General features: G+C 61.7%; 18 protein-coding genes. 9 read left to right on the plus strand and 9 right to left on the minus strand.

The window, feature by feature from the left end; translation table 11 throughout:
- Positions 1-87: 87 nt before the first annotated feature.
- The gene (mutS, locus tag QRO91_RS05085; RefSeq protein WP_404830228.1) at positions 88-2,709 is read right to left on the minus strand and encodes a DNA mismatch repair protein MutS; all 2,622 of its coding nucleotides are present in this window, start codon (positions 2,707-2,709) and stop codon (positions 88-90) included.
- Between the two features lie 136 nt (positions 2,710-2,845).
- Between mutS and QRO91_RS05090 the strand changes: the two genes are divergently transcribed.
- Genes QRO91_RS05090 through QRO91_RS05100 form a run of 3 tightly spaced genes read left to right on the plus strand, consistent with a single transcriptional unit; the run spans position 2,846 to position 6,134 of the window.
- Positions 2,846-4,741, plus strand: a complete 1,896-nt coding sequence (locus tag QRO91_RS05090; protein WP_285310302.1) for an integrase — start codon at positions 2,846-2,848, stop codon at positions 4,739-4,741.
- Between the two features lie 11 nt (positions 4,742-4,752).
- Positions 4,753-5,526 carry a nucleotide-binding protein gene (locus QRO91_RS05095; RefSeq protein ID WP_197650245.1) on the plus strand — a complete coding sequence of 258 codons (774 nt, stop codon included), beginning with the start codon at positions 4,753-4,755 and terminating at the stop codon, positions 5,524-5,526.
- Positions 5,523-6,134, plus strand: coding sequence for a hypothetical protein (locus tag QRO91_RS05100; protein WP_197650244.1), 612 nt, complete (start codon positions 5,523-5,525; stop codon positions 6,132-6,134). The genes QRO91_RS05095 and QRO91_RS05100 overlap by 4 nt, the downstream gene beginning before the upstream one ends.
- A gap of 118 nt (positions 6,135-6,252) precedes the next feature.
- Here QRO91_RS05100 and drt2 read toward each other — a convergent pair whose 3' ends face one another.
- The gene (gene drt2 / locus QRO91_RS22575) at positions 6,253-7,518 is read right to left on the minus strand and encodes an antiviral reverse transcriptase Drt2 (RefSeq protein WP_404830229.1); all 1,266 of its coding nucleotides are present in this window, start codon (positions 7,516-7,518) and stop codon (positions 6,253-6,255) included.
- Between the two features lie 695 nt (positions 7,519-8,213).
- On the opposite strand from drt2, the gene QRO91_RS05105 reads away from it, so the two are divergent.
- Positions 8,214-8,678: an ankyrin repeat domain-containing protein gene (locus tag QRO91_RS05105; protein WP_197650242.1), complete on the plus strand. Its 465-nt coding sequence runs from the start codon at positions 8,214-8,216 to the stop codon at positions 8,676-8,678.
- On the opposite strand, the gene QRO91_RS05110 is transcribed toward QRO91_RS05105, so the two are convergent.
- Together QRO91_RS05110 and QRO91_RS05115 are read right to left on the minus strand one after the other, a co-directional pair.
- Positions 8,675-9,490, minus strand: coding sequence for a hypothetical protein (locus QRO91_RS05110; RefSeq protein WP_197650241.1), 816 nt, complete (start codon positions 9,488-9,490; stop codon positions 8,675-8,677). The two genes, QRO91_RS05105 and QRO91_RS05110, sit on opposite strands and share 4 nt — an antisense overlap.
- An 81-nt stretch (positions 9,491-9,571) precedes the next feature.
- Positions 9,572-9,985, minus strand: coding sequence for a helix-turn-helix transcriptional regulator (locus QRO91_RS05115; RefSeq protein ID WP_336621511.1), 414 nt, complete (start codon positions 9,983-9,985; stop codon positions 9,572-9,574).
- An 87-nt stretch (positions 9,986-10,072) separates the two neighbouring features.
- Between QRO91_RS05115 and QRO91_RS05120 the strand changes: the two genes are divergently transcribed.
- From QRO91_RS05120 to QRO91_RS05130, 3 genes are read left to right on the plus strand one after another with little or no spacing between them, the layout of a single operon-like run.
- Positions 10,073-10,936, plus strand: a complete 864-nt coding sequence (locus QRO91_RS05120; protein ID WP_197650240.1) for a hypothetical protein — start codon at positions 10,073-10,075, stop codon at positions 10,934-10,936.
- Positions 10,933-11,295 (plus strand): hypothetical protein, encoded by a 363-nt coding sequence (locus QRO91_RS05125; protein ID WP_197650239.1) that lies wholly within the window; start codon positions 10,933-10,935, stop codon positions 11,293-11,295. The genes QRO91_RS05120 and QRO91_RS05125 overlap by 4 nt, the downstream gene beginning before the upstream one ends.
- A gap of 45 nt (positions 11,296-11,340) precedes the next feature.
- Positions 11,341-11,835, plus strand: a complete 495-nt coding sequence (locus tag QRO91_RS05130) for an ABC transporter permease (RefSeq protein WP_285310303.1) — start codon at positions 11,341-11,343, stop codon at positions 11,833-11,835.
- A gap of 481 nt (positions 11,836-12,316) precedes the next feature.
- On the opposite strand, the gene hxsA is transcribed toward QRO91_RS05130, so the two are convergent.
- Genes hxsA through QRO91_RS05150 form a run of 4 tightly spaced genes read right to left on the minus strand, consistent with a single transcriptional unit; the run spans position 12,317 to position 15,935 of the window.
- Positions 12,317-12,988, minus strand: coding sequence for a His-Xaa-Ser repeat protein HxsA (hxsA, locus tag QRO91_RS05135; protein WP_285310304.1), 672 nt, complete (start codon positions 12,986-12,988; stop codon positions 12,317-12,319).
- Between the two features lie 2 nt (positions 12,989-12,990).
- A complete protein-coding gene (gene hxsC, locus QRO91_RS05140; protein ID WP_180873840.1) occupies positions 12,991-14,160 on the minus strand; it encodes a His-Xaa-Ser system radical SAM maturase HxsC in 1,170 nt (389 codons plus the stop codon).
- Positions 14,147-15,643 (minus strand): His-Xaa-Ser system radical SAM maturase HxsB, encoded by a 1,497-nt coding sequence (gene hxsB, locus QRO91_RS05145; RefSeq protein ID WP_285310305.1) that lies wholly within the window; start codon positions 15,641-15,643, stop codon positions 14,147-14,149. The genes hxsC and hxsB overlap by 14 nt, the downstream gene beginning before the upstream one ends.
- Complete coding sequence (locus QRO91_RS05150; RefSeq protein WP_019338245.1) at positions 15,630-15,935, minus strand: hypothetical protein; 306 nt, start codon at positions 15,933-15,935, stop codon at positions 15,630-15,632. The genes hxsB and QRO91_RS05150 overlap by 14 nt, the downstream gene beginning before the upstream one ends.
- Positions 15,936-16,669: 734 nt before the next feature.
- Here QRO91_RS05150 and QRO91_RS05155 point away from each other — a divergent pair.
- Complete coding sequence (locus tag QRO91_RS05155) at positions 16,670-17,770, plus strand: polysaccharide lyase family 1 protein (RefSeq protein WP_050815688.1); 1,101 nt, start codon at positions 16,670-16,672, stop codon at positions 17,768-17,770.
- A gap of 796 nt (positions 17,771-18,566) precedes the next feature.
- Positions 18,567-19,253, plus strand: a complete 687-nt coding sequence (locus tag QRO91_RS05160; protein ID WP_152985203.1) for a hypothetical protein — start codon at positions 18,567-18,569, stop codon at positions 19,251-19,253.
- Between the two features lie 117 nt (positions 19,254-19,370).
- Here QRO91_RS05160 and QRO91_RS22580 read toward each other — a convergent pair whose 3' ends face one another.
- Entirely contained in the window at positions 19,371-19,838 is a 468-nt protein-coding gene (locus QRO91_RS22580; protein ID WP_138984373.1) for an HNH endonuclease, read from the minus strand.
- Positions 19,839-20,958: the final 1,120 nt, after the last annotated feature.

The following is a 20,958-nucleotide window of genomic DNA, read 5'->3' on the forward strand; positions in this document are numbered from 1 at the left end:
GTCAATTGAAGTTCAGAATCGGATTCGCAGGGTCTTTCGATAGCCCGGGGTAACTCCCCGGGCCCAAGGCCTCCCGCGGCGCTGTGGTTACAGCAGCGCCTTCAGCCGATACAGGGCTTCCAGCGCCTGCTTCGGGGTCAGCTCGTCCGGATCGATCGCGGCCAGCGCTTCCTGTGCCTTGCTGGTCGGGGCGGCGAACAGGCCGAACTGCTGCGGTGCATCCAGTGCGTGCGGTGCCAATTCGGCGGCATGGCTTTCACCGCCACGCTGCTCCAGCTCGGCCAGGCGACGGCGAGCCTGCGCCACGGTCGCACGAGGCAGGCCGGCCAGCGCGGCCACCTGCAGGCCGAAGCTGCGGTTGGCCGGGCCATCCTTCACCGCGTGCATGAACACCAGTGCCTCGCCATGCTCGACCGCGTCCAGGTGCACGTTGGCGATGCCGCTGCGGCCGCCCTCGTGCTGTTCGTCGGCCAGCGCGGTCAGCTCGAAGTAGTGGGTGGCGAACAGCGTGTAGCAGCGGTTCTGGTAGGCGAGGTGGCGGGCGACCGCGTCGGCCAGTGCCAGGCCGTCGTAGGTGGAGGTGCCACGGCCGATCTCGTCCATCAGCACCAGCGAATGCGCGGTGGCGTGGTGCAGGATGTAGCTGGTCTCGGCCATCTCGACCATGAAGGTCGACTGCCCGCGCGCGAGGTCGTCGCCGGCACCGATGCGGGTCAGGATGCGGTCGATCGGCCCGATCAGCGCACGGCTGGCCGGCACGAAGCTGCCGATGTGGGCCAGCAGCACGATCAGCGCGTTCTGCCGCATGTAGGTCGATTTACCGCCCATGTTCGGGCCGGTGATCACCAGCATGCGACGGTCCGGATGCAGGTCCAGGTCGTTCGGTTCGAAGGGCTGCTCGCGCACCGCCTCGACCACCGGATGGCGGCCACGTTCGATCTTCAGGCAGGGCTCGGCCTGCAGCTCCGGGCGCGACCAGTCCAGCGCCTGCGCACGCTCTGCGAATGCGGACAGCACGTCCAGTTCGCTCAGCGCGGCGGCGCACTGCTTCAACGGCTCCAGCTGCCCGCCGAGCGTATCCAGCAGCTGCTCGTACAGGTACTTCTCGCGCGACAGTGAACGGTCGCGCGCGGACAGCACCTTGTCTTCGAACGCCTTCAGTTCTTCGGTGATGTAGCGCTCGGCATTGGTCAGCGTCTGGCGGCGGGTGTAGTGCACCGGCGCGCGGTCGGACTGGCCCTTGCTGATCTCGATGTAGTAACCGTGCACGCGGTTGTAGCCCACCTTCAGGGTGGCGATGCCGCTGCTCTCGCGCTCGCGCTGTTCCAGGTCGACCAGGAACTGGTCGGCATGGGTGGACAGGCGGCGCAGCTCGTCGAGCTCTTCATCGAAGCCATCGGCCAGCACGCCGCCATCGCTGAGCTTCAGCGGTGGCATGTCGGCGATGGCACTGGCCAGCAGGTGCGCACACTCGTCGTGTTCGCCCAATGCAGCGTGCAGGGCCTGCAGGCGCGGCGAGTCCAGCGGCGCCAGCACCTCGCGCACCGCTGGCAGCAGGCCCAGGCCGTCGCGCAGGGTGGAGAAATCGCGCGGGCGCGCCGAGCGCAGCGCCACGCGGGTGAGGATGCGTTCCAGGTCGCCCAGGCGGCGGAACTGCTCGCGGATGTCGGCGTCGCTGCCGCGATCGATCAGGGTTTCCACCGCATGGTGGCGCTGCACCAGCACCTCGCGCAGGCGCAGCGGACGATGCAGCCAGCGCCGCAGCAGGCGGCCGCCCATCGGCGTCACCGTGCTGTCGAGCACGCCCAGCAGGGTGTTGCGGGTATCACCGTCGACGCGCGTATCCAGTTCCAGGTGGCGACGGGTGGCGGCGTTCATCGCGATCGCCTCGCCGGCGGTTTCCATCGCGATCGAGGTCAGGTGCGGCAGGCGCTGCTTCTGGGTTTCCTCGACATAGCCGAGCAGGGCGCCGGCTGCCGCCGTGGCGCGCGGCTTGTCGTCGATGCCGAAGCCGCTCAGGTCATGCAGCTTGAAGAAGTTCAGCAGCTGGCGGCGGCCGCTGTCGGCATCGAACAGCCACGGTGCACGGCGACGTACACCGGTGCGCTGGCGCAGGAACTCCGGCCAGTTCTCCTCGTCGGGCACCAGCAGCTCGGCTGGTTCCAGGCGCGCCAGTTCGGCTTCCAGGGCGTCGTCGGTTTCCACTTCATTGACCAGGAAGCGGCCACCGGCCAGGTCGGCCCAGGCCAGGCCGTAGCCCTGCTTGCTGCGCGACAACGCCATCAGCAGGGTGTCGCGGCGCTCGTCCAGCAATGCCTCGTCGGTGACGGTGCCGGGGGTGACGATGCGCACCACCTTGCGTTCGACCAGGCCCTTGGCCAGCGCCGGGTCGCCGATCTGTTCGCAGATCGCCACCGATTCGCCCAGCGCCACCAGCCGGGCCAGGTAGCCCTCGTAGGCATGCACCGGCACGCCGGCCATCGGGATCGGCGCGCCGCCGGAGCTGCCGCGCTGGGTCAGGGTGATGTCGAGCAGGCGTGCGGCCTTGCGGGCGTCGTCGTAGAACAGCTCGTAGAAGTCGCCCATGCGGAAGAACAGCAGCAGGTCCGGATAGTCGGACTTGGCTGCGAAGAACTGCTTCATGAGGGGCGTGTGCTCTGCGCTGGACTTCGACGCAGACGGTTTCGCTTTTGAATCAGTGGTTTGCAAGAGAACTTCCTACGGTTTGTAGCGGTCGATCCCGGCGGCTGACGGCGAGTAACGGGGTTCTTAGTTGCGCCGCGGTTGCGCTGATCAATCAAAGAGGATCAAATCGATGTTGCGACGGACAGACGGCGGATCGACCATGGATACGGTTGTTGCGGCGCAGGCAGAAGCCCCGCGCCGCCGAGGCACCAAGTTTAAGCTGACCTACCGCCAAATCTGCGAACTGAGCGTGGCCAAGGGCCCGGTCGAAGGCAAGCAGGGCAGGGTGGTCATCGCCCCTCGACTGCCCGAAGACGCCGGGAAGCCCTACCGCGTCCTGGACGGCAATCAGGGGGCACCGACGGGCTTTGGCTTCTATGTAGGCACCACCCGCACCACCTACGAAGTCGTGGTCCGTGGCCCAGCCGGGGTTCGTCGATTCTCCCTGGGCAGCGTCACCGACATCGGGCCGGAGCAAGCCTACGAACTGGCCCGGCGGAAGTTGGCCGTGGTTCGAGAAACGGGCGAGCATCCTTCGAAGGAAGAGGCCCGAGCCGAGCAGCTGGTGGAGCTGAAGGGGCTCACGCTGGCGGACTGCTTCACGGCTTACGTTGAAGACCTGCAGAAGCGCGTGCGCAACAACAAGGCCAAGCCCGCCAGCATCCGGGCCATCCAAGACAGCTTGGCGCGGTTTGCTCGCCCGGAAGTCGGGCTGGCGGACAAGCCGATCCTTCAGCTGTTGGACAAGGACATCCACCGTGCGTTCGACAGCTTGCGGCGATCGTCCATGGTGCGCTCCAACCGGATCCCCACCCCGATGCGCCAAGCGCTGGCTGATCAGCCGGATTGGGCCGCACTTTCCACGCAACAGCTCGAAGCGTTGGGTGTGACCGGGAAGTACATCCAGCGAGTCAAAGCGGCGGGTCTAGCATCGACAGAGCACGCGTTCACAGACGCGAAGAGGGCGGTCGACCTGGTGCTGAAGCGGGAACGCAAAGCGGCGGCTCAGCAGCAGCGGGAACCGGTGCTGCGCTACAACCCGTTCCAGGTCATCCACGACGACGACATGCTTCGGGACTCACAAGCACTGCGCCGCCACTACGAGCGTGCCGAGGTGCGCAACCCGTTGGGGGACGAGACGCTGCCCACGGTCCTAAAGGTGATCTTGGCCAGGCGGGACGAGCAGGGCGGCTTGAACGCCACCGGCGCCGACTACTTGCTGCTGACCTTGCTCTGGGGCACCCGCCGCGGCGAGGCCGCTCCCCTGCGCTGGTTTGACCGGTGCTCCCCGGGCGAGCTGCGCCAGTCGGAAGTGTCCTGGGTCTGGTTGGCAGCACCGGATGAGGTCAACCCTTACACTAGGCGGGCAGGGTCCCAGGTCTACCTGTTTGACACCAAGAATGGCGAGGAGCGCTACCTGCCGGTGGCCTACTTTGCTGAAAAGATTTTGCAGCGGCGGTTCGACGAGCGCGCGGACGAAACCAAGCTCAAGCAAGACTTGGCGGACGCGGAAGAAGTGTTGGGCGCCGCTCGAGCCAGGCGTGCACGCAGGGATCTGCTGGACCGGCTGGAAAAAGAGGTGGAGAGGGCACGCCGCGCGCTGGCCAAAACCATGTTTGTATTCCCGGCCCGATCGGACCGAAGCACGACGGGGCACTACTCGGACAGCAAGAGCATCGTGGCAAACGTGCGCCGGGACGCGGGGTTGCTCGATCTGCGGGCAGAGGTGGACATTGGTCTGACCCTCCACGATCTGCGCCGGACGCTCGGCCGTTACGCCGCCCTCCTGTTCGGCGAAAGCCGAATCGTGTCCCAACTGCTCCACCACAGAACGTTGGGGCGAGGCGAGGATCGAATGGCCGCTGTATCGGAACGCTACACCGAGCAGGAGTGGTCCAAGCTCCGCGAGGCCATGGGCCGGGTTGAAGAGCACATGGTGGCCACGAGTCCCCGTGTATGGAACCGCTTGAAGGGCACGGACAAGCCCCGCCTGGACGAGTCCGGCGATGCCCCAGTCTCGATTTTCTCAGCAAGAAACCGGCGCGACGCCCAGTAAGGAGCGACTCAATGGAATGCCAGCGTAAAGAAGAGGACTACCTGGAGCTGCGCTCTGCGGCACTGGATGCTGAGCTGAACAAAGCTGCCGCAGGCTTGCCGCCTCCTACGATCAGCACCAAGGCAGCGGCGCGTTACCTCGGAGTCCACTTCGACACGCTTGGGGATTGGCGCCGTCGAACGCCTCCTGCAGGGCCGCCCTTTGTGAAAGGCGCCGGCCGCGCTGGAGGAGGGGCGAACGAGCATGTTCGTTACCCTTACACGGAACTTGTCGCTTGGCAGGCCTCACGCGTGGGGCGCAGTGTCAAAGAGCGCCGCCTGATCGATGAACTGGACGCAGCCCAGCAACGGGTCCGCGAGCTCGAAATCGAGTTGGCGCTGCGGCAGGCCCGGGACGATGCAAGCAGGCTGCAGAAGAAGTTGGGCCGCATTGCCACGCTGGCAACGCTCGATGACATTGCCGTGGTTCCCCATGAGTGGGCACTGGTGGATGGCCGGGTGGCCGGCCATGTCTTGGTGGTGAGCGACGATGTGCTGAGCGGCGCACTTGAACGGGGCGATGTATGGGATGCCACGATCGAGGTGGCCCTGCAGGCGCCCTGGGTCGACGGGGAGACGCGTGAGCCCTACCACGCCGCCTACGCCAACGTGCTTCAGATAGTTATGCAAGAACTCCGCGAAGCCAAGGCTGCCCAGCAGGCAAGCGATTTGGAGGCGCGTTGGGCGCCGGGGGCGGTGTCTGGCAATTCGGCTAGGCCTTTCGCCCGGCACACGGAGGCGTCATGACCGCTGGAACTGAACTGGAAAGGGAGGTGATGGGCCTGCGCCCAGGACGGCGTCCAGCCCAGCCCAAGCCAATCGAACTGACCCATGCAGAAGAGCTGGAGTTGGCGAAAGCGAAGGCCGGGCGGGTTGAATGGGTCGGCCCGGGGGTTGCCGCGTACATCCTTGGGATTTCAAAGGAAGCTCTCAAGAAGCGTCGACTCCGTGGCGAGGGCGTTGTGCCCGAGCACCGGGCGGCTAGGAGCAACAAGCACGGGGTGCGTTACAGGTGGTCGTCGGTCATACGCTGCGGTGGGGCGGAGCGCTTCCAAAGCGAAGTCCTTGCCGAGCGTTTGGAGGATGTCGTGAACGTCTTGAAAAAGCTTGGCCTTGCCGGGTTGGAGCGGGAACTGCCTTGGGCATTCACGGAGGACGGATGCATCAGAGGATTAGCGGGCTTCCACACCGATCTTCTGGCGATGCCTCTTTCCACTAAAGAAGCGCTACGGCGACCTTGGCTCAGCGTGGAAGATCGCACTCCATTCCATGAACTGGCTGTCCAGTCATTGTCCAATGGCCTGGCAGCGGTTCAGATGTCCGCAGAACGGCAGAATGTAAAGGCGGGCCCGTAAGTATAGCGAGGTGAGCAGGAGCGAATTCCCGGCTAATGTCTATCGAGGCAGCTTTTCGGTTTACGGGCCTCACTTAGGCCGCCGTCGTAAGGTAACACGCCATACAGAGACGGCTGCTCTAGCTTTTGAGAAGCTTCCTGAAACGTCGGCGATGCCCCTTGAGTTGGCGTAGCACGACCGCCGAGCCTGACTTCTTGGAGGCACTTCGAACATAGCTCATGAATGATCGCACTGTTGCAGGTGCGTGCTCCGTGTAAGCACGTAGCAGCCGCCTCCTCCTGACCTGGAGCAAGGAGCGTCCCTTGATTAGGCGAGGTGAAAGCTTGTGGGACAAGATGCCACGGCGCATTTTTGAGTAGTGCCGCGCAATTCCCGAAGGGCGCAGTAGGATGCGATCACCATCATAAGTGAGACCTAGGTACTGAAGGGGCTTATCAGCCGCCGGCGAAAACTCTCGCATCTGGGTCTTACTAATCTGCATCACAAGTCCGATGCGTTGAAGCTCTGCCGCAACCAACGCCTCAAGGTCCGTCGACCATTTGGCATCTGCGACTATTAGGATGTCGTCACAGTACCGCCGATAGTAGCCCCCCCTATTCTCGACTTCAGTTGCGATCCGAACGTCAAATTCAAACATATACAGGTTTGATAGAAGTGCACTGATCGGCGAACCTTGCGGAATTCCTCTTCCGACGCCATTGACATCAATCAGTCCTCCACCTCGGACAATCTTGCGGAAATCTGACGGGGAGCACATTCGGTCCCTCTTTTTTAGCGCGGACCTAGTAATGTGGAGTGCTCGACGAGCGGCGATCAACTCCACAGAAGAATGTCGTGTGATAGACCTGTAGACTGAGAAGTGATCCGCAGGAAGCGTTTCTGTGTCGAGTAGTGACGCCCAAGCACGCTTGAGTTCAGCATGGTCGATGCTTCCGAAGAAGTCTTTGACGTCAAAGCCCATCGCCACGCACGGGGAATTGGATGCGATCCAAGTGAATGCTTCTGTTGCAAAATCCGTGTTCGACTTCGACAACGAGCGGAACGCGATGACCGATGCGCCTAGGCCTGCCATGGCCAACCGAGTTTCGTACCTTTGCGAGAGTAGATGGCTGTAGTAGGCGTATATCGCAGCATCAGCGTGCGCTGCGTATCGGATTTCACGAGTCTTGAGCCGCCTCAAAAATTGGCCTTTGCCGGTACGTTTAATCTTCGGACGGACAATGTCGTGCCGAATGAACGGATAGAACGGATGTGCTGCCACGCGAGCCGCATCGAGCACGAGTGCCCTGACCGCTGATCTCGACAGCGGGAGATCAAAATGTACATACCTGCGCTGACGCTGTGCGGCCTGCAAAGCGGTCTTTGGTATCTTCATGGTCCCCATTAAATCTCAGCGTCTACAGGGCGGGGCTGGCCGCGGCAACCATTGCCCCCCCTGCCACTACTACACAGACCTCTTAGAAGAGGCCCAAGCCGCCAAGTAAACAATCTGACGGTGCCGCTTACATCTAAGCTTGATGTATCGCCTTGCTACGGAGGAACTTCTGATGACAATCGCTGCACAACTGACAACGGCCGTCTTGGTCGCCCTGATCCGATGGATTGCTGACGCGTGTTGCGCCGGCTCTCCAGGCGTGATAAGTACTGCCCCCGTCAGCGAAATATGACGGGCACCACATTTTTAGCACAAAGGGTTTCGCTGGGGAAGCCTTGAGGTGGGCGGCTTTTACAAAGTCGCAATGTCCGCCCGGCCCACGGATAAGAACGAAGGTGCTCCCCACAAGATATTTTTGGCTCCAGTCCAACGGTGGAAGGGATAAGTGGCTCAGGGCTCGACCGAGGGGCATCAGTTGAGCGGCTAGTGGTCGTGAAGCAAATTTTCAAGCCGCAACGCCAAAGAGACTTTTCCCAGCATGAGTCGCGCTCAAGTATTGGGAATTCCGTTTGCTTTGTCCTAGCCTTGCTTGGCCGTTGTCGGGACCACTGTCCCGATAACTCCCGCAAGCCGCAAGGGATCCTTCAGAGCCGTTTCGCCACCATGGCGGCGTTCCAACCGGGAACGTCTTTGGTTGAGCGTCGATGAGCAAAGAGACGGACAATGATGTGAGCGCTGAAGGCCATCGTAGCGCCAGGGATCCGCGTTGGAGTCTGCCAATTCAGTGTGAAGAGGAAACCCGGGCTGTCATGGAGGAGATGGACAATCTCATCAGCAGGCTGCCCTTGGGAATCCAAGTGCGCGCTCGAGCCTTGCCGTTTCCGCAGTTCCACCACGCGTGCTCCCATGGCGATATCGAGATGGTTGCAGCGATGCTGGAAGTCGGGGCAGAGCCGGACGGCTACCCCTACACGTACGACGAGATGGACCAGCCTCCTCTGGTGTGGCTTGCATGGGCAAGCGATCTAAATAGCAAAACTAAGCAGGAAGTGGCCCTGATGCTTCTCAAGGCCGGTGCGTGCATTGAGGAGGGCGAGCCTCGGTTCGAAGCACTGGCCTGTCAAGACGAGGAATTCGCCGATTTTCTGGAATCGTATTCCTCTGTCTAGGGGCTGGGGTGAGGGCCAAGGAGAGGTAGCTCAGGCGCCTCCGCTTCGGCCTGCAAGGGGCAACTGCGGCGAACATAGCGCGGACCGTCGGGCGTGATCCTCCCCAAGATCACGATGTCATCGTTGATGCGGTGAAACCGATCACTCGGATGTACGGCGCACGAAGCATCGCTATAAAGGTCGAGCGCAAATGCGGTGTGGCGAGCTACGGATCTCATCCAGGACGGCGCTACTGGTGAGTCTCCTATCGCGAACGCAGCTACGATGGACACCACTGCTGCGGCAAAAATGCGTGAGCAGAGCATCAAGTAGTCAAAGTCGCTCCTCTTCGTTTTCCCCCAAGGAGACGTTCCTGCAGCCCAAATGATAATGCCTATGGCTGAAAGACCGCTTGAAACCGTAATTGCGAAGGCGTTGATCGGCACGAAGGCGAAAGGCACAAGCAGCGCTACTGCGGTTGGAAAATGAGAGGGATCCTGTCCGGTGCCATCGTTGACTGCCAGGCGGCTGATCCCTGTTGCGGCAGCAAGCGCCATAACGCTCATCGCTGTGACAGCCAACTTGACCAGTGGCAGCTGGAGCTTCGGATAGAGCCAGAGAAATGCTTCGCGTAGGAACCCAACTGCAAAGAAGAAGCTGGCTGCGTAAGTGATGACGTCGGTGGCCAAAGCCTTCGGAGCAAAGCGGAACAGAAGAAGGGCGATGCCCATGAGGGCCGCCCCACTGAAGTAAGCCCTAACGGTCAGCGGTTGGATGAGCCACCACTGTTTGAACCGTTGAAAGCGATCGCTGATCGCCGCTGAAAACAACATCCCGTATTCCCCCGTGTCCATACCGGGCGGATTATCACCTGTTGTCGTCGCAATCGCTGAGACCGGCTCGCTGAAAGGAGCCTATGGAGGTTCGAAGTCCGCCAAGAGTCGGTCAATGGCTTGCTTCCGCTTACCCGGTGGGAGCGCGGCGAGCCCTTCCAGGGCTTGAGAAAGCTTGGCCTGTTGAGCCTCGCTTTGAACACCCAGCGCCAAGATGACGTCTGCCATCGCCGGCGTCGTCGCCAGCAAGTAAGCCGGCGGCACGTCCAGTGCCTGCGCGAGCTCAAACAGTGCTTCGAGGCTGATAGACATCGCCCCCGACTCGTAGCGGGAGATTCGTGCCGACGCCGTGTCTTTGTCCAGCCCCATTCGCATCCCCACTTCCCGTTGGCTCAGGCCCCGCCATTCGCGGGCTTGACGCAAGCGCGCGGCCACGATCGCTCGCGGAGTTGTCGGCGTAGTCACAGGCTGAACGGATGCAGTGCAGGCATGCACCGATGATGACCCAAGCCCTACGTCAGGGGTAGACTCTACGTGTCACGTAAGTTCGTGGCAAGTCCATCCAAAGGAACGAGGGGCTGTATGAAGAACGGGGCAGTTCTCGCCGGCGCGCTCGCGCTGGCCGTATCGACGGGTGCCAGCGCCCAATCCAAGACCGCTTCAGGCCTGCTTCGGCAGATCGGTGGGGCCATTTCTGGGAAGTCCGGCTCGCAGGCCAAGGTGTCCCACCCCCTATACGCCGAACCTGCAGGGATGTACTGGGACCTGGACGAGGACATCCTTGAGGGTGCTCAGCACCTGCGCGAAGGGCTGTCCTCCACGGGAGTACAAGGGACCGACATGTGCGACATGGGCCTGCTGGCGATGGCCCATTCCGCCTACCAATTGAGGCCTGACAAACGGCAGTGGTGCTTGCGGCAGGCTTGGGTGGCCGCAAAGAGGACGACGGGTAGCAAAGAGGCGGAGCCCTCTGCGGCGGTGATCGAGCAGCGCTTCGGGCCGGCCTTCGACGCAAGGCTCGAGCGGTTCAAAGGGATTCGGCGGTATGCCGTTCGCCCGAACTTCAAAGCGCTGGGCGGAGTTAGCTACAACGCGGATCGTGGCGTCATGGAAGTGTTCGTGCCCATGCCGCAAATCTCGCTTGCTGGCTTGAGTGTCACGGGGAAGAGCTTTGTCCCCTGGATCCGCAAGACGCCCACTGGCGTGTCCAGCCCTCCGAACGCGGGGCGCTACCGGTTGCTGATCCGGATGGACCCCGCTGCAGCGGCCAACCTCGCGCGGCAAGGCCGCTCGTTTCAAGACGACCGCGTGGTCTTCTCGGTCAATCGGGTTTGGATCGACGGCACGGAGCCCAAGATGGACGTGACCGTCGAGAAGGTGAGCCTGGGCTATCGGAACGAAACGGTCGAAGTGGACGTCACCAAGAACCAAGGAGAAGGTGCATGACGCGTGGAACGGTGGTCGCCGCGGTAGCAGCCGTTGCCTTGATCGCTTGCGGTAAGGCGGAACAGGGACCGTCGGTGGAGCAGGTTGCAAAGGGGTACGAGCAGTATTTGAACGCGAACCTGGTGGCCGAGCTGGGGCAGCGGGTGGAAGTGCGTGGCTGGGATGACCTGAACGTCGATTGCAATCAGAGCGGGCCCGAGCGAACGACGTGCGTCACGGGCGGCACCCTCGATGTGATTGGTTTCCAGGGTGGGCGTCAGCTGAAAGAGGCTCCTGCGCCCGTGCCGGCCCGTGCAGATCTGGTGTTCGAAAAGCGGGCAGGGCAGTGGGTGCTCATCGACGCACAGAAGAAGCCCTGATCGGTCCTTGTAAGCCGCCCTCGTTTTCGCTCATTTGGAGGTTCCATGAATGCCCATGTCCGCTCTCGCTCGACGGCGTCCCATATGCAGTGGGGCATGCTTGCACCCGCTACCATCCTCCTAGGCGGTGCGGGCCTGCTCGCCTTCGCAGGCGGTGCAGAAATTTCTGGAGAGCTGGGGCTTGCCTGGCAGGCTGTGGCGGCGTTCTCGGCTGGCGTTGGCGTGCTGGCGCTCCTCCTGCTGCTTTACGTGCTGAACTGGCGAGCGGCGCGCGTTCGGGCAGCCAAGGCGGCCAATCCCTTTCTGGAACCGAGGCGCGGGGGCTTTTGGAAGGGAGCATTGATGGGCACGCTGGTCGTGGTGGCCGTGCAGATCGGAAGCATCGGGGTGGGAATCTTCTGCCCCGGTCTGATTGAATCGGAGCGCAATTTCTTTGTTTCCGTCCCGCCGCTGGCGTTGGCCGCCCTCTACACCGTCTTCCCGATTGCGCCACTGGTGGGTGGGTTGATCGGGCGCGTGTGGCGCGCCACCAGCCTGTAGGGCGGGCCGGGGGCTTCTGACAGACATCAAAGGGGGCAAATGCCCCCTTTCAGCGGTTCGCGAAAGACGCCGGCGACAATGGCCGCCTACGTCCCTCGATCCTCGATCAAAGCCGTCCGATAGTTCTCGCAGGCGTCCCTCAAGCCTGATTGGGCCGCTGCGATCAACGCATCGGTGCTCATGACGGAAGCTTCGTTCCGTTCGACGATCAAAATCGGAAGGGCATCGATGGCCTGTTGCCAGTCGTGCTCCGAGCCTCTGTGCTGCTTGTTGTTGCAATTGTGGTCCATCGTCGCTGCTCCCCTTAAAGATGGAAGCATCTAACCATGTGCGCAAAGCTGCGCAAGGTCTACATAGGAGCGGATCTGCAGATGTGTCGAGCCGTTTGCGATTCGGTCCTTAAATGCCACGGGTGTCTCACTCTTCTGGAGGCCGGTCGCTTTTTGGCCTCCCGGAGCCGCGGGATCGAGGGTGTTGAGGGCTAGATCCGCACGCCAAGCGCGTCCAGGGTGGGAGTCGTCATCGTTCCGGTGGCCCGGATGCCGTGGGCCAATTGGAACATCCGCAGCGCCGATTGGGTCTCAGGAGTGAGGACCCCGTCGATGGCCCCTGGATCGTAGCCCTTGGAATAGAGCGCTGCCTGGACGCGCATGATGAGTAGCTTCAGCGCATCGGCGTCCCGTCCCTCCGTGACCGGCTTGTCGTAGGTGCCGGGCTCCAAGGTCAAGTTGTTCGTGGATCTTGAGTTTGCTCGGGTGGCTGGATCCAGATTCTGGGTTGGGTAGCTATTCAAATGGCTGCCGACACTGCCGCCTGTGCCTGTGGTTCGTGGAGCTGCTGGGGCCACCGGTGCCGCTGGCGTGGTGTAGCGGGTGGGCGGTGGGGTATAGGTCGCCGGTGGCGGGGTGTAGGAGCGATACGAGCTTCCCGACCCGGACGAATGGGATCGATGGGAACTGTGTGATCGATGGGAGCTGTGGCTGCGGTGCCCTGCATACAGGTTGTGCCGGCCTGCATTCAACGAGGTGCTCAGGACGGTCGCGTATTTCCCGTCCAACTCGGAGAGTCTGGAAAGGTCGGACTGGCCCTTGGGCGGCTCCGTGCCCAAGGTGCCCAAGGTGGCGGCGCCGACGATCATCAGTGCGTTGGACATGATCAGGTTTCCAGGACAGGAGAGATGGACCGGCTGGTCCAAGCCGGTGTGACCCACGAGAAGAAGCCGCCGCACCGCTGTCGAACCGAGCAGGTTTCGCAGGCGGGTAGGTAATCGTTCTTCCAAGGCGAAATGCTCTGCACGGCGTAGGGCCAAAGCGATCGGTCCAACGCGCACAAGGGCAGGTTGTAGAGCGAGACCGGGATTCCGCCCTCGGCCAGCAGCCCCACCGCTTCGGACAGGACGTCACCGTAGTCCGCTGGATCGGCCCAAAGCTCACGCTGATGCGCTTTGGCAAAGCCAATGGGCTCGATGCCCATCAGTGCGACGTGTTCGACGAAGGGCAGGTTGCGCCAGATGTAGCGCGCCAGCTGGATCAGCCGCTCCACCGTGGGTTTGACCAACACGACTCGGATCTCCACCCGCTGCTGGGCGGCTTCCAATGCGTAAAGCCCACGAAGGGTCTGAGCGAACGCCCCCTCGCTTTGCACCACGTAGTCGTGCAGAGCATAGCGGTCCCCGTAGAGCGGAATGCCCCAGCTCAGGTTGGGATGGAGGCCCGCAAATTTCGCGTGCAGGCTGGGCTCACGCAGTCGGCCGTTGGACAGGATGTGCAGCTGGGTGTTGGGCAGCACGTGCGCGCATTTGGCTACCACGTCGACCAACCCGTCACCCAGCAAGGTCGGTTCCCCGCCGCTGATCGCCAGCGAAGGTTCCTCTGGATCGATGAGGTCGATCAGGTCCAGGAGGTGCCTCACCCGCCAATCGTCTTGAACGTCTCGCGGCGGCTGAGAGCACATCAGGCAGTAACTGTTGCAGCGCTCGGTGGCGAACAACACATTGCCGGTGTCGCCGCGCCGATATCGGATCGCCACTTTCTTCTGCAGGGGATTGAGCTCCACCACGTCCCCTGGTTTGCAAACACCTGGCGGACCTTCCAGGCGAACGAGGGGAGTCTCACCGGCAGAGCGCAACCCGCCTGAAGGCAAGACTGCACCCCACGGCAGGCTTAGCAGGTCATTGCTGAAGTGGTCCTCCGGGACGTCCCGCAGGTCCAGGGCCAAGCGCTCCAAAGGTAGTGCTGATTGGGCAAACTCTGCCAGCGACACGACCTTGAGCAGGCTGGCCTTCGCCGACGGTGCCAGCTCGGCTCTGGTTTCAAGCGGCAGCATGGACGGCGTCCTCCACCGACGGCTTCGGATTGCCCCAGGAGCGCATCAACCCTTGGATGCTCCGGTCAGCCTTCTCGTATCGTTCCAGAAGAAAATCGAAGAGCCCCATGTTCCGCCGGCAGAAGTCGCTGCTAGGCCGATGGCCGATAGGATCTCCTTGGCGGGCGTAGTGCTCAATCGGATCGGCGCCGCACATCGGCACAAACGCGCAGTCGGAGCACGTGGGTAGGGCCTCGGCGATCCCGGCGTCCAGCAAGCGGGCCATGGGGGGCGAGGACAGCCATTGGCTGACCGGTTGGGCCACGTGGCCCAAGGCAAAGGCATCGTCCCCCATGGCGGCCAGCATGCGTGCCTCGTCCGACGGATAGACCCGCCCATCATGGTCATAAATGACGGCGCCCAACCCGGCTCCAGAAGGCGATCGGAGATCGACGTAGCCGTGCCCGAAGGACGTGAAGAGCTGGGAGAGGAGGAGAGACGCGTAGGACTCTTCCATGGCGTAACCGGCCAGGTTCACCGACAGCAAGTGATCGAAGGCGCGCCGGTAGAAGGCAAGGAAGTCTTCCGTGGGGTAGCCGGTGCGCCGGGCCGTCTTGTTGGCGAACCCATAGGGGCTCAAAGGACGCAAGGAGATGCTGTGGAAACCCAGCTTCCGGTATTCGTCGATGATGGCCTCAGGAACCTCGAGGCTCTGGCGGGTCAGCGTCGTCAGCGCCGAGACGCCATCGTCTCCGAGCCAACGGCGCCCGCGTTCAATCCCCTCCACAGTCCGCCGGTAGCTGTCGCGACCGGGTCTGGGGCGATTGGCGTTGTGAAGCCATTCGGGACCGTCCAGTGACGTGGACAACTTGAAGCGATGTTCGGTCAGAAACGCCAGTTGGTCGTCGGTGAGGTCATGCAGGGTGGATGCCAGCACGAATCGCAGGGTGCGTCGGGCGCTCCGATTGCGCTCGACGATCCGCCGGGTGATGGCCTTCACTTGCTCAAAATTGAGCAGGGGTTCACCCCCTTGGAATTCGATCGTCAGTTCTTGGCTCGGCCATTCGAACAGCCGTTCCACCGCCTGTTCGGCGTGCGCGCTTTCCATGTCGAACGCCGTGGCGCTCGTTTCCTGCCGTGACACTTGGCAATAGTTGCAGGTGTGGTGGCAACGCAGCGACACCACGAAGATGTGGAGAGCAGGTCCTCCCATCAGGTAGGACTTTCGGCTGCGGATTTGACTAAGCAGGGGCGCCAAGCTGCTTCGGTCGGCCCCGGCAAGGGCCAGGTGCCGGGCTTCCAAATCCTCAAACAGGGCGGAGTCGGTAGGCAACCGGTGGGTCACCAGGCGCTGAACGTCCTCCATCTTCATCATGAGCCAGTCGCCGGCCATCGACGAGACGAAAGCCCGATCGTGATCCCACGGCAAGCGCCGGAACCGCAGAGGCAACAGTTGGTAGTCCGGTGGAGCGGCGAAAGCCTCAGCGGGCCTAAACCTCGACATGGGGCATCACCGGCTGTGCCTGGTTCAGCGCTGCGCGAAGCAGCTCCTGCTGCAGCCCGCTCGTCTCTGCTCGGACAGCCGCCCGCAGGCGTTCGTCCAGCAAGTCTCGGGAAAACCGGGTCCAGAGGTTCTCTGGCAGGTCGGAGCCGTCCAGAGACCAAAAGCCAACGGTGAGGCTGGCGCCTTGGCTGCGCACCTCCACACCAAGCTCGCCGGTATGGCGATGCACGGCCCGAGCCACGACGTCGTCTGAATACAGTGCGCGATCGATAATGAATTGCGAGCGTTCCATTGCTCATCCCCCCTTGGATGGGGAAACTTTGCTCCTGAAGGGCGGCTCTTGCAAGTTTCCCCACTTGCACATGCGCCTACCAGAATCCAGGTCTTCCGGCCCCTTCGAGTCCCAGCTGGCTAAGTGGGAGACGTTCCGCCCGCAATCCCGCAGGACTTTCCAGGTGAACGAGAGGAGCGTCACTAAGTGAGCGCAATCGGCGGTCCGGAACTGCGGGTCTGGCACTGGAGAGATGCACCTTGCCAGCCACGGGCAGTGATCCACCGATGAGACATAAGAACATGTATTTGCCGTTTGTTTATGCTCTGCCGACGCCGACTGCGCAGCGAAGGCAACATGTGCGATTGACCTTTGAGCTGCCACCGTTGAAGCATCCGCAGCTCCGTAAGATCGGACCCGGGCGTAGCAATGAGAGCTTCTGCTGCGACCAATGGGGCCGACTCGTCTCAGCCGCATATCGAACGCCGTGCGATCTTGCAGTTGTCCTAAGTTGACTGGAGGGACAGCGGGGCTCGATTGCGTTCCCGCCCCGCACCTGTGCAACGGCATGTGTAGAGGACCAATGCGCTGCGTTCGATTGCTAAGTCGTTTAGATCTGCCGTGGGGTCGTGGCGGCCCGTGAAAGCTGAACTGCCTCACCTATGAGGCTGGGCAGTTTCCGTGAACACAAAGGAACAAAGGACTGATCTATGGAAAACGCACATCGTTTGGCAAAGATTGCACTCGTTCTGACCATGTCGGCCATTGGGGCCACCGCAACTCAAGCGTACGCTCAGGCTGACCGCAGCAGGGAAATCGCAACGACCGGCTGGGCAACCCAAAACGGCGGAACGCGCGGTGGCTCGAATGCTGCCGCTACCGCTGTTTTCAACGTCAACTCTGCTGCCACCCTCAAGAACGCGTTGAAGGCTTCGGTCGGCAACGGTGGTCGCATCATCCGGGTGACCGGCGTGATCGATATGAGTGAGGGCAAAGCCTACACCACGACAGCTGACATGAAGGTCCGGGGCAGGGTTGAGATTCCGGAAAAAACCACGCTAATCGGCGTGGGGAGCACAGCGCAGATCCGAGAGGGATACCTGGTTGTGAAGCAGAATGATGTGATCATTCGCAACGTCACGATCGAGAATCCATGGGACCCACAGCCAATCTGGGACCGCAACGATGGCAAAGATGGCAACTGGAATTCGGAGCTGGACGGACTGACCGTTGATGGCGCCAGCAATGTGTGGATCGATCATGTGACTTTCACTGACGGTCGCCGCACGGATGATCAGAACGGCTCTGCCAACGGTAGGCCAAAGCAACACCATGACGGCGCCATGGATGTTAAGAACGGTGCCAACTTTGTCACTGTTTCTTACTCCGTATTCCGCTCACATGAGAAGAACAATCTCATTGGCTCCAGCGACGGTGCTGGTAGCAAAGACAGCGGCAAGTTGAAAGTTACCATCCACAACACGCTCTTTGAGAACATCAGCGCCAGAGCCCCACGCGTGCGTTTCGGCCAAGTCCATCTTTACAACAACTACCACACCGGGAGCACCACTCACCCGGTGTATCCATTCTCCCACGCACACGGGGTTGGCAAAGACTCAAAGATCTTCTCAGAGGCAAATGTCTTCCAGATCAGCGGCGTTAGCAGCTGCGATAAGATCGCCGCAGATTACGGCGGCAGCGTTTACCGAGATGACGGTTCAGTGCTGAACGGTGCCTCTCTGGTCTGCAGCTGGAATCGCAACATCGGCTGGAAGCCGCCGTATTCCTACATCCCGCTCAATGCGAGTCAAGTCCAGGCTGATGTTCTTGCTAAGGCGGGAGCCGGAAAACTCTGACAACGCTCGTGGATCCGGGGCCGCTTGATGCGGCCTCGTGTCCTTTCCTAGTGCAGGACGCAGAAAAACGGACTGAAACCGGGTGCGAATTCAGCCTTCGGCGCAATCTCACTGTCGGCCCGGTCATGTGGGTGTATGGGCGTCAATCCCCCATCCCTCGATCAGCTCCGCCTTGAGTCCGACGCCCTTAAACTCATCCCAGGACATGGGGCTTGGAACGCTAACGCGATAGGTCACGATCCGGGTGGATGGATTGGATCGCTGATCGTTTGCACGGAGATCAATGAGCATGTGGGAGTGGCGTCAGCGAGGCGTGTGGGGCACCGAGAGAATGAGGACGGAGCTGCGAACGCGGTTCTTGCGCTACGCACGAACCTACAGGAGCCAGAGTGGTCTCATGCACTTTGAAAGCGCCAATGAGGCGTCCCCTAACCTCTACGTATACTTCGCGGGGCGGCACGCCGGCTACGTCCACGAATGGCAGCAGAGAGGTAGCACCGTCATGGTCGGGCACTTTGCTGTGGCGAAGGATCTGGAGGGGAAGGGATTTGGCGAGCCGCTGCTAAGGGGCTTCGCTGAGTCAGTTCAGCGCGAACTCGGGGTTACCCGGATCGTTTTTCGTGTTCGCAAGTTCTCGTCAGCATATGGACAGCTGTTCCTACGGGTGGGGGCAGCTGCTACCGGACGCACGGTCGATGGCATCCCGGAGTGGGAATGGTGCTTGCCTACGCACTAGGTGTCGCAGCTGTTGAGACATGGCTGGGGCATCGTAGCCGCCCCGTTCGGAAGTGACGTCATGGCCTTCAGTGCTGAAAACTTGAATCTGCTGGAAAAGGTTCGCGATTTTCGCGTATGCCTTGCGTTGTTGGCGTTTGCGGCGCTCTTGGACGTGTTCTTGGTGGCGGTCTCGGGATCCAACCTGTGGACCTTTAAATGGAACGATGTCACCTCGCGCCCGGGTGTGTGGCTGCTGTTGGTGCTTGCTTACAGCGTGATCATGACCCTGGGTGCCGCCGCTATCGCAACGTTGGTAATGGTCGTGCTGGGACCGATTGTGCGCAAGATTCAGAGCTGGCTTGACGTCTCAGTTGTGCAGGAGAACCCCGACCCCCAGCGCTATGTCCATCAATGGGAAGCCGAGAAGGCCTTGGCTCATATGGACGAGTCGGTTCGCCCAAAGACAGTGGAGAAGCAGCTCGCGGAGCGCGCGGCTGAGGTAGGGCGCTGGCACGCCTTGGTGGGAGCGAGTTGGGTTGGCGTGGCATTGGTGGCGCTGGACTGGAACATCGCCGGCTCGGGCATCGCAGCCCTTGCCCAATGGCATCCATGGGCGCCTTGGCTTGTATTGGCGGTCCCCGCATGGGCGTGCGCTTACCACATGTGCGTTGGTGTCCCGGGCCACGACTTCATCGATTGGCCTGAGCATGCGAAAGGCCTAGCTCGCAACCAGTCCGGTGCTTTCGTTCCTATGCCGTCCGCGTGAGTCGCGATCTGGGTCCGTTCCCTCGTGACCGGAGAGGGATCCTTTTCTCCTGCCCTTGGATAAACGACACAAACCAGGTTGAGCCTGAAGTCGTTGGTGGTCTGTGTGCGTTGCCATTCATTGAAGGCAGCACCCGGCCAGTCGTGGATGGGTTGGCTGATCTGGTCGTGAGGTGCCAAATGAACCTTGGCCTTGGACGTGTCGAGCGAAGGCCCGTGTGGCCTGATGGGGGCTTACAGAAGCGCGCGCAATCCCTGGCGGCAGTCTGGACCACCACCTTCCCACCCCCAGCCGCTTCTGAACCAAGGCCCGGAACGCTTCGGGAGAGGGGGCTTGCCCCTGGCGCTTGTGGCGACCTTGGTTGCACCTGGCATGTGCGGCCACCACGTTCCCGATTACATCCCGGCCCCCATCTTGCCGAGCCACGAGGTGCTCAGCGGTACACTGAAATGCCCGGGACCTGCTGGGCTTTATGCCGAGCTCTGAAGGAGACGCGAGCCACATCGGCAGGCCGCAGTAATAGCAGTGGCCGGACTGGGCATGGAAGGCAGACGTGCGAAGGGATTTGAGGCGCTTGGTCGTCATGGATGGCTCCGGAATCGAAAGGATTCCCGCGCCCCCATTGGGTGGACCTCGGGCACCCGGAGCCTACTGGCATGCGGGCACAACACCGACGCTTCTGCGACCGGCGTCTATTTTATAGCCGAGGGTGATCGCCGAAACAACTACTAGCTGAGCATCTCGGCATTTGAAGGCTGTGCTGCTGATGCGCCCGAGTCTAAGAACAGTGCCAGGCATGAGCGATTTGGGCGGAAGCAAACGATGCGCGGTTCCTTGCCGCTGCTTGCTGCCTTTGAAATCAACCTTGCTGCCCTGTTGGGCAATGCAGTGGTTGCTGACCGATCCGGCCCAACTGCGGAGGGCTGCGCGAGCGGACTGGACAGGGTTAATTTCGTGTCCGGGCCCAGTGCCCGCTCCAGCCATGGACCACCTTCAGCTCTTTTGGGGATCATTTTTGTCCCGTTGGCCCAGATAACCTTCTTGGTCCGTGCTTTCGCCACCGTTCAAGTCTAGGGCGGATGATCGAGCTAATGCACTGACTTGGTCACTCAGCACACTGAGGGCCGCTGTTGGTGCTGGGAGGGTGGTCGTGCCAAAACGGTTGCATGGTGGCAACCGCCTATGCCAAACACCGACGTGGCCGTGCCTGCGGTGGTCCAGCCGATCACGGGGCAGCTCTCGTCGCCCGGTGAGCCCTTCTAGGCCTGGCCGCCCTCGATGGCCACCCCGGCCCTGTTTGAGGCGGGCCGGCTGCAGGCCAATCGGCTCAACGAGCGCATCGGGCGAAAGGTGGCATGGGGAAGGTTGCTGCTGGGTTCCTTCAGCGAGGTCAGTCGGTGATCAAAGACCTCGGAGCGCTCTAGGAAGCGGAAGCGCCTTAAGGCTGGCCAGGGCGTACCGTTCAACTGTCATCGCCGACTTTAATGGTGCGCCCACACGTATGACCTACCGGGGCGTCGCCCAGCACCAGTGCATGTTCCAAGTCAGTGCCATGCTCACCTCAACCGATGGTGGACAAACGAAAGATACATGTGCTCTCCAATTTCGATAGTTGGTCGCTCTCGGGCGACAAATCCTGTCTCCTAGATGGATGTCTGTTGTCTGAAATGGTGCTATTTGTGGTCAAAAGCGGACATTTGCCCGC

Source organism: Stenotrophomonas maltophilia group sp. Smal32 (assembly GCF_030237085.1).
GTDB classification, from domain to species: Bacteria; Pseudomonadota; Gammaproteobacteria; order Xanthomonadales; family Xanthomonadaceae; genus Stenotrophomonas; species Stenotrophomonas maltophilia_Q.

Excerpts from the sequence above, each read along its gene's own strand:
- QRO91_RS05090 (WP_285310302.1), top strand. The coding sequence starts at position 2,846 with ATGGATACGGTTGTTGCGGCGCAGGCAGAAGCCCCGCGCCGCCGAGGC.
- QRO91_RS05095 (WP_197650245.1), top strand. The coding sequence starts at position 4,753 with ATGGAATGCCAGCGTAAAGAAGAGGACTACCTGGAGCTGCGCTCTGCG.
- QRO91_RS05100 (WP_197650244.1), top strand. The coding sequence starts at position 5,523 with ATGACCGCTGGAACTGAACTGGAAAGGGAGGTGATGGGCCTGCGCCCA.
- drt2 (WP_404830229.1), bottom strand. The coding sequence starts at position 7,518 with ATGGGGACCATGAAGATACCAAAGACCGCTTTGCAGGCCGCACAGCGT.
- QRO91_RS05105 (WP_197650242.1), top strand. The coding sequence starts at position 8,214 with ATGAGCAAAGAGACGGACAATGATGTGAGCGCTGAAGGCCATCGTAGC.
- QRO91_RS05110 (WP_197650241.1), bottom strand. The coding sequence starts at position 9,490 with ATGTTGTTTTCAGCGGCGATCAGCGATCGCTTTCAACGGTTCAAACAG.
- QRO91_RS05120 (WP_197650240.1), top strand. The coding sequence starts at position 10,073 with ATGAAGAACGGGGCAGTTCTCGCCGGCGCGCTCGCGCTGGCCGTATCG.
- QRO91_RS05125 (WP_197650239.1), top strand. The coding sequence starts at position 10,933 with ATGACGCGTGGAACGGTGGTCGCCGCGGTAGCAGCCGTTGCCTTGATC.
- QRO91_RS05130 (WP_285310303.1), top strand. The coding sequence starts at position 11,341 with ATGAATGCCCATGTCCGCTCTCGCTCGACGGCGTCCCATATGCAGTGG.
- hxsA (WP_285310304.1), bottom strand. The coding sequence starts at position 12,988 with ATGTCCAACGCACTGATGATCGTCGGCGCCGCCACCTTGGGCACCTTG.
- hxsC (WP_180873840.1), bottom strand. The coding sequence starts at position 14,160 with ATGCTGCCGCTTGAAACCAGAGCCGAGCTGGCACCGTCGGCGAAGGCC.
- hxsB (WP_285310305.1), bottom strand. The coding sequence starts at position 15,643 with ATGTCGAGGTTTAGGCCCGCTGAGGCTTTCGCCGCTCCACCGGACTAC.
- QRO91_RS05150 (WP_019338245.1), bottom strand. The coding sequence starts at position 15,935 with ATGGAACGCTCGCAATTCATTATCGATCGCGCACTGTATTCAGACGAC.
- QRO91_RS05155 (WP_050815688.1), top strand. The coding sequence starts at position 16,670 with ATGTCGGCCATTGGGGCCACCGCAACTCAAGCGTACGCTCAGGCTGAC.
- QRO91_RS05160 (WP_152985203.1), top strand. The coding sequence starts at position 18,567 with ATGGCCTTCAGTGCTGAAAACTTGAATCTGCTGGAAAAGGTTCGCGAT.
- QRO91_RS22580 (WP_138984373.1), bottom strand. The coding sequence starts at position 19,838 with ATGACGACCAAGCGCCTCAAATCCCTTCGCACGTCTGCCTTCCATGCC.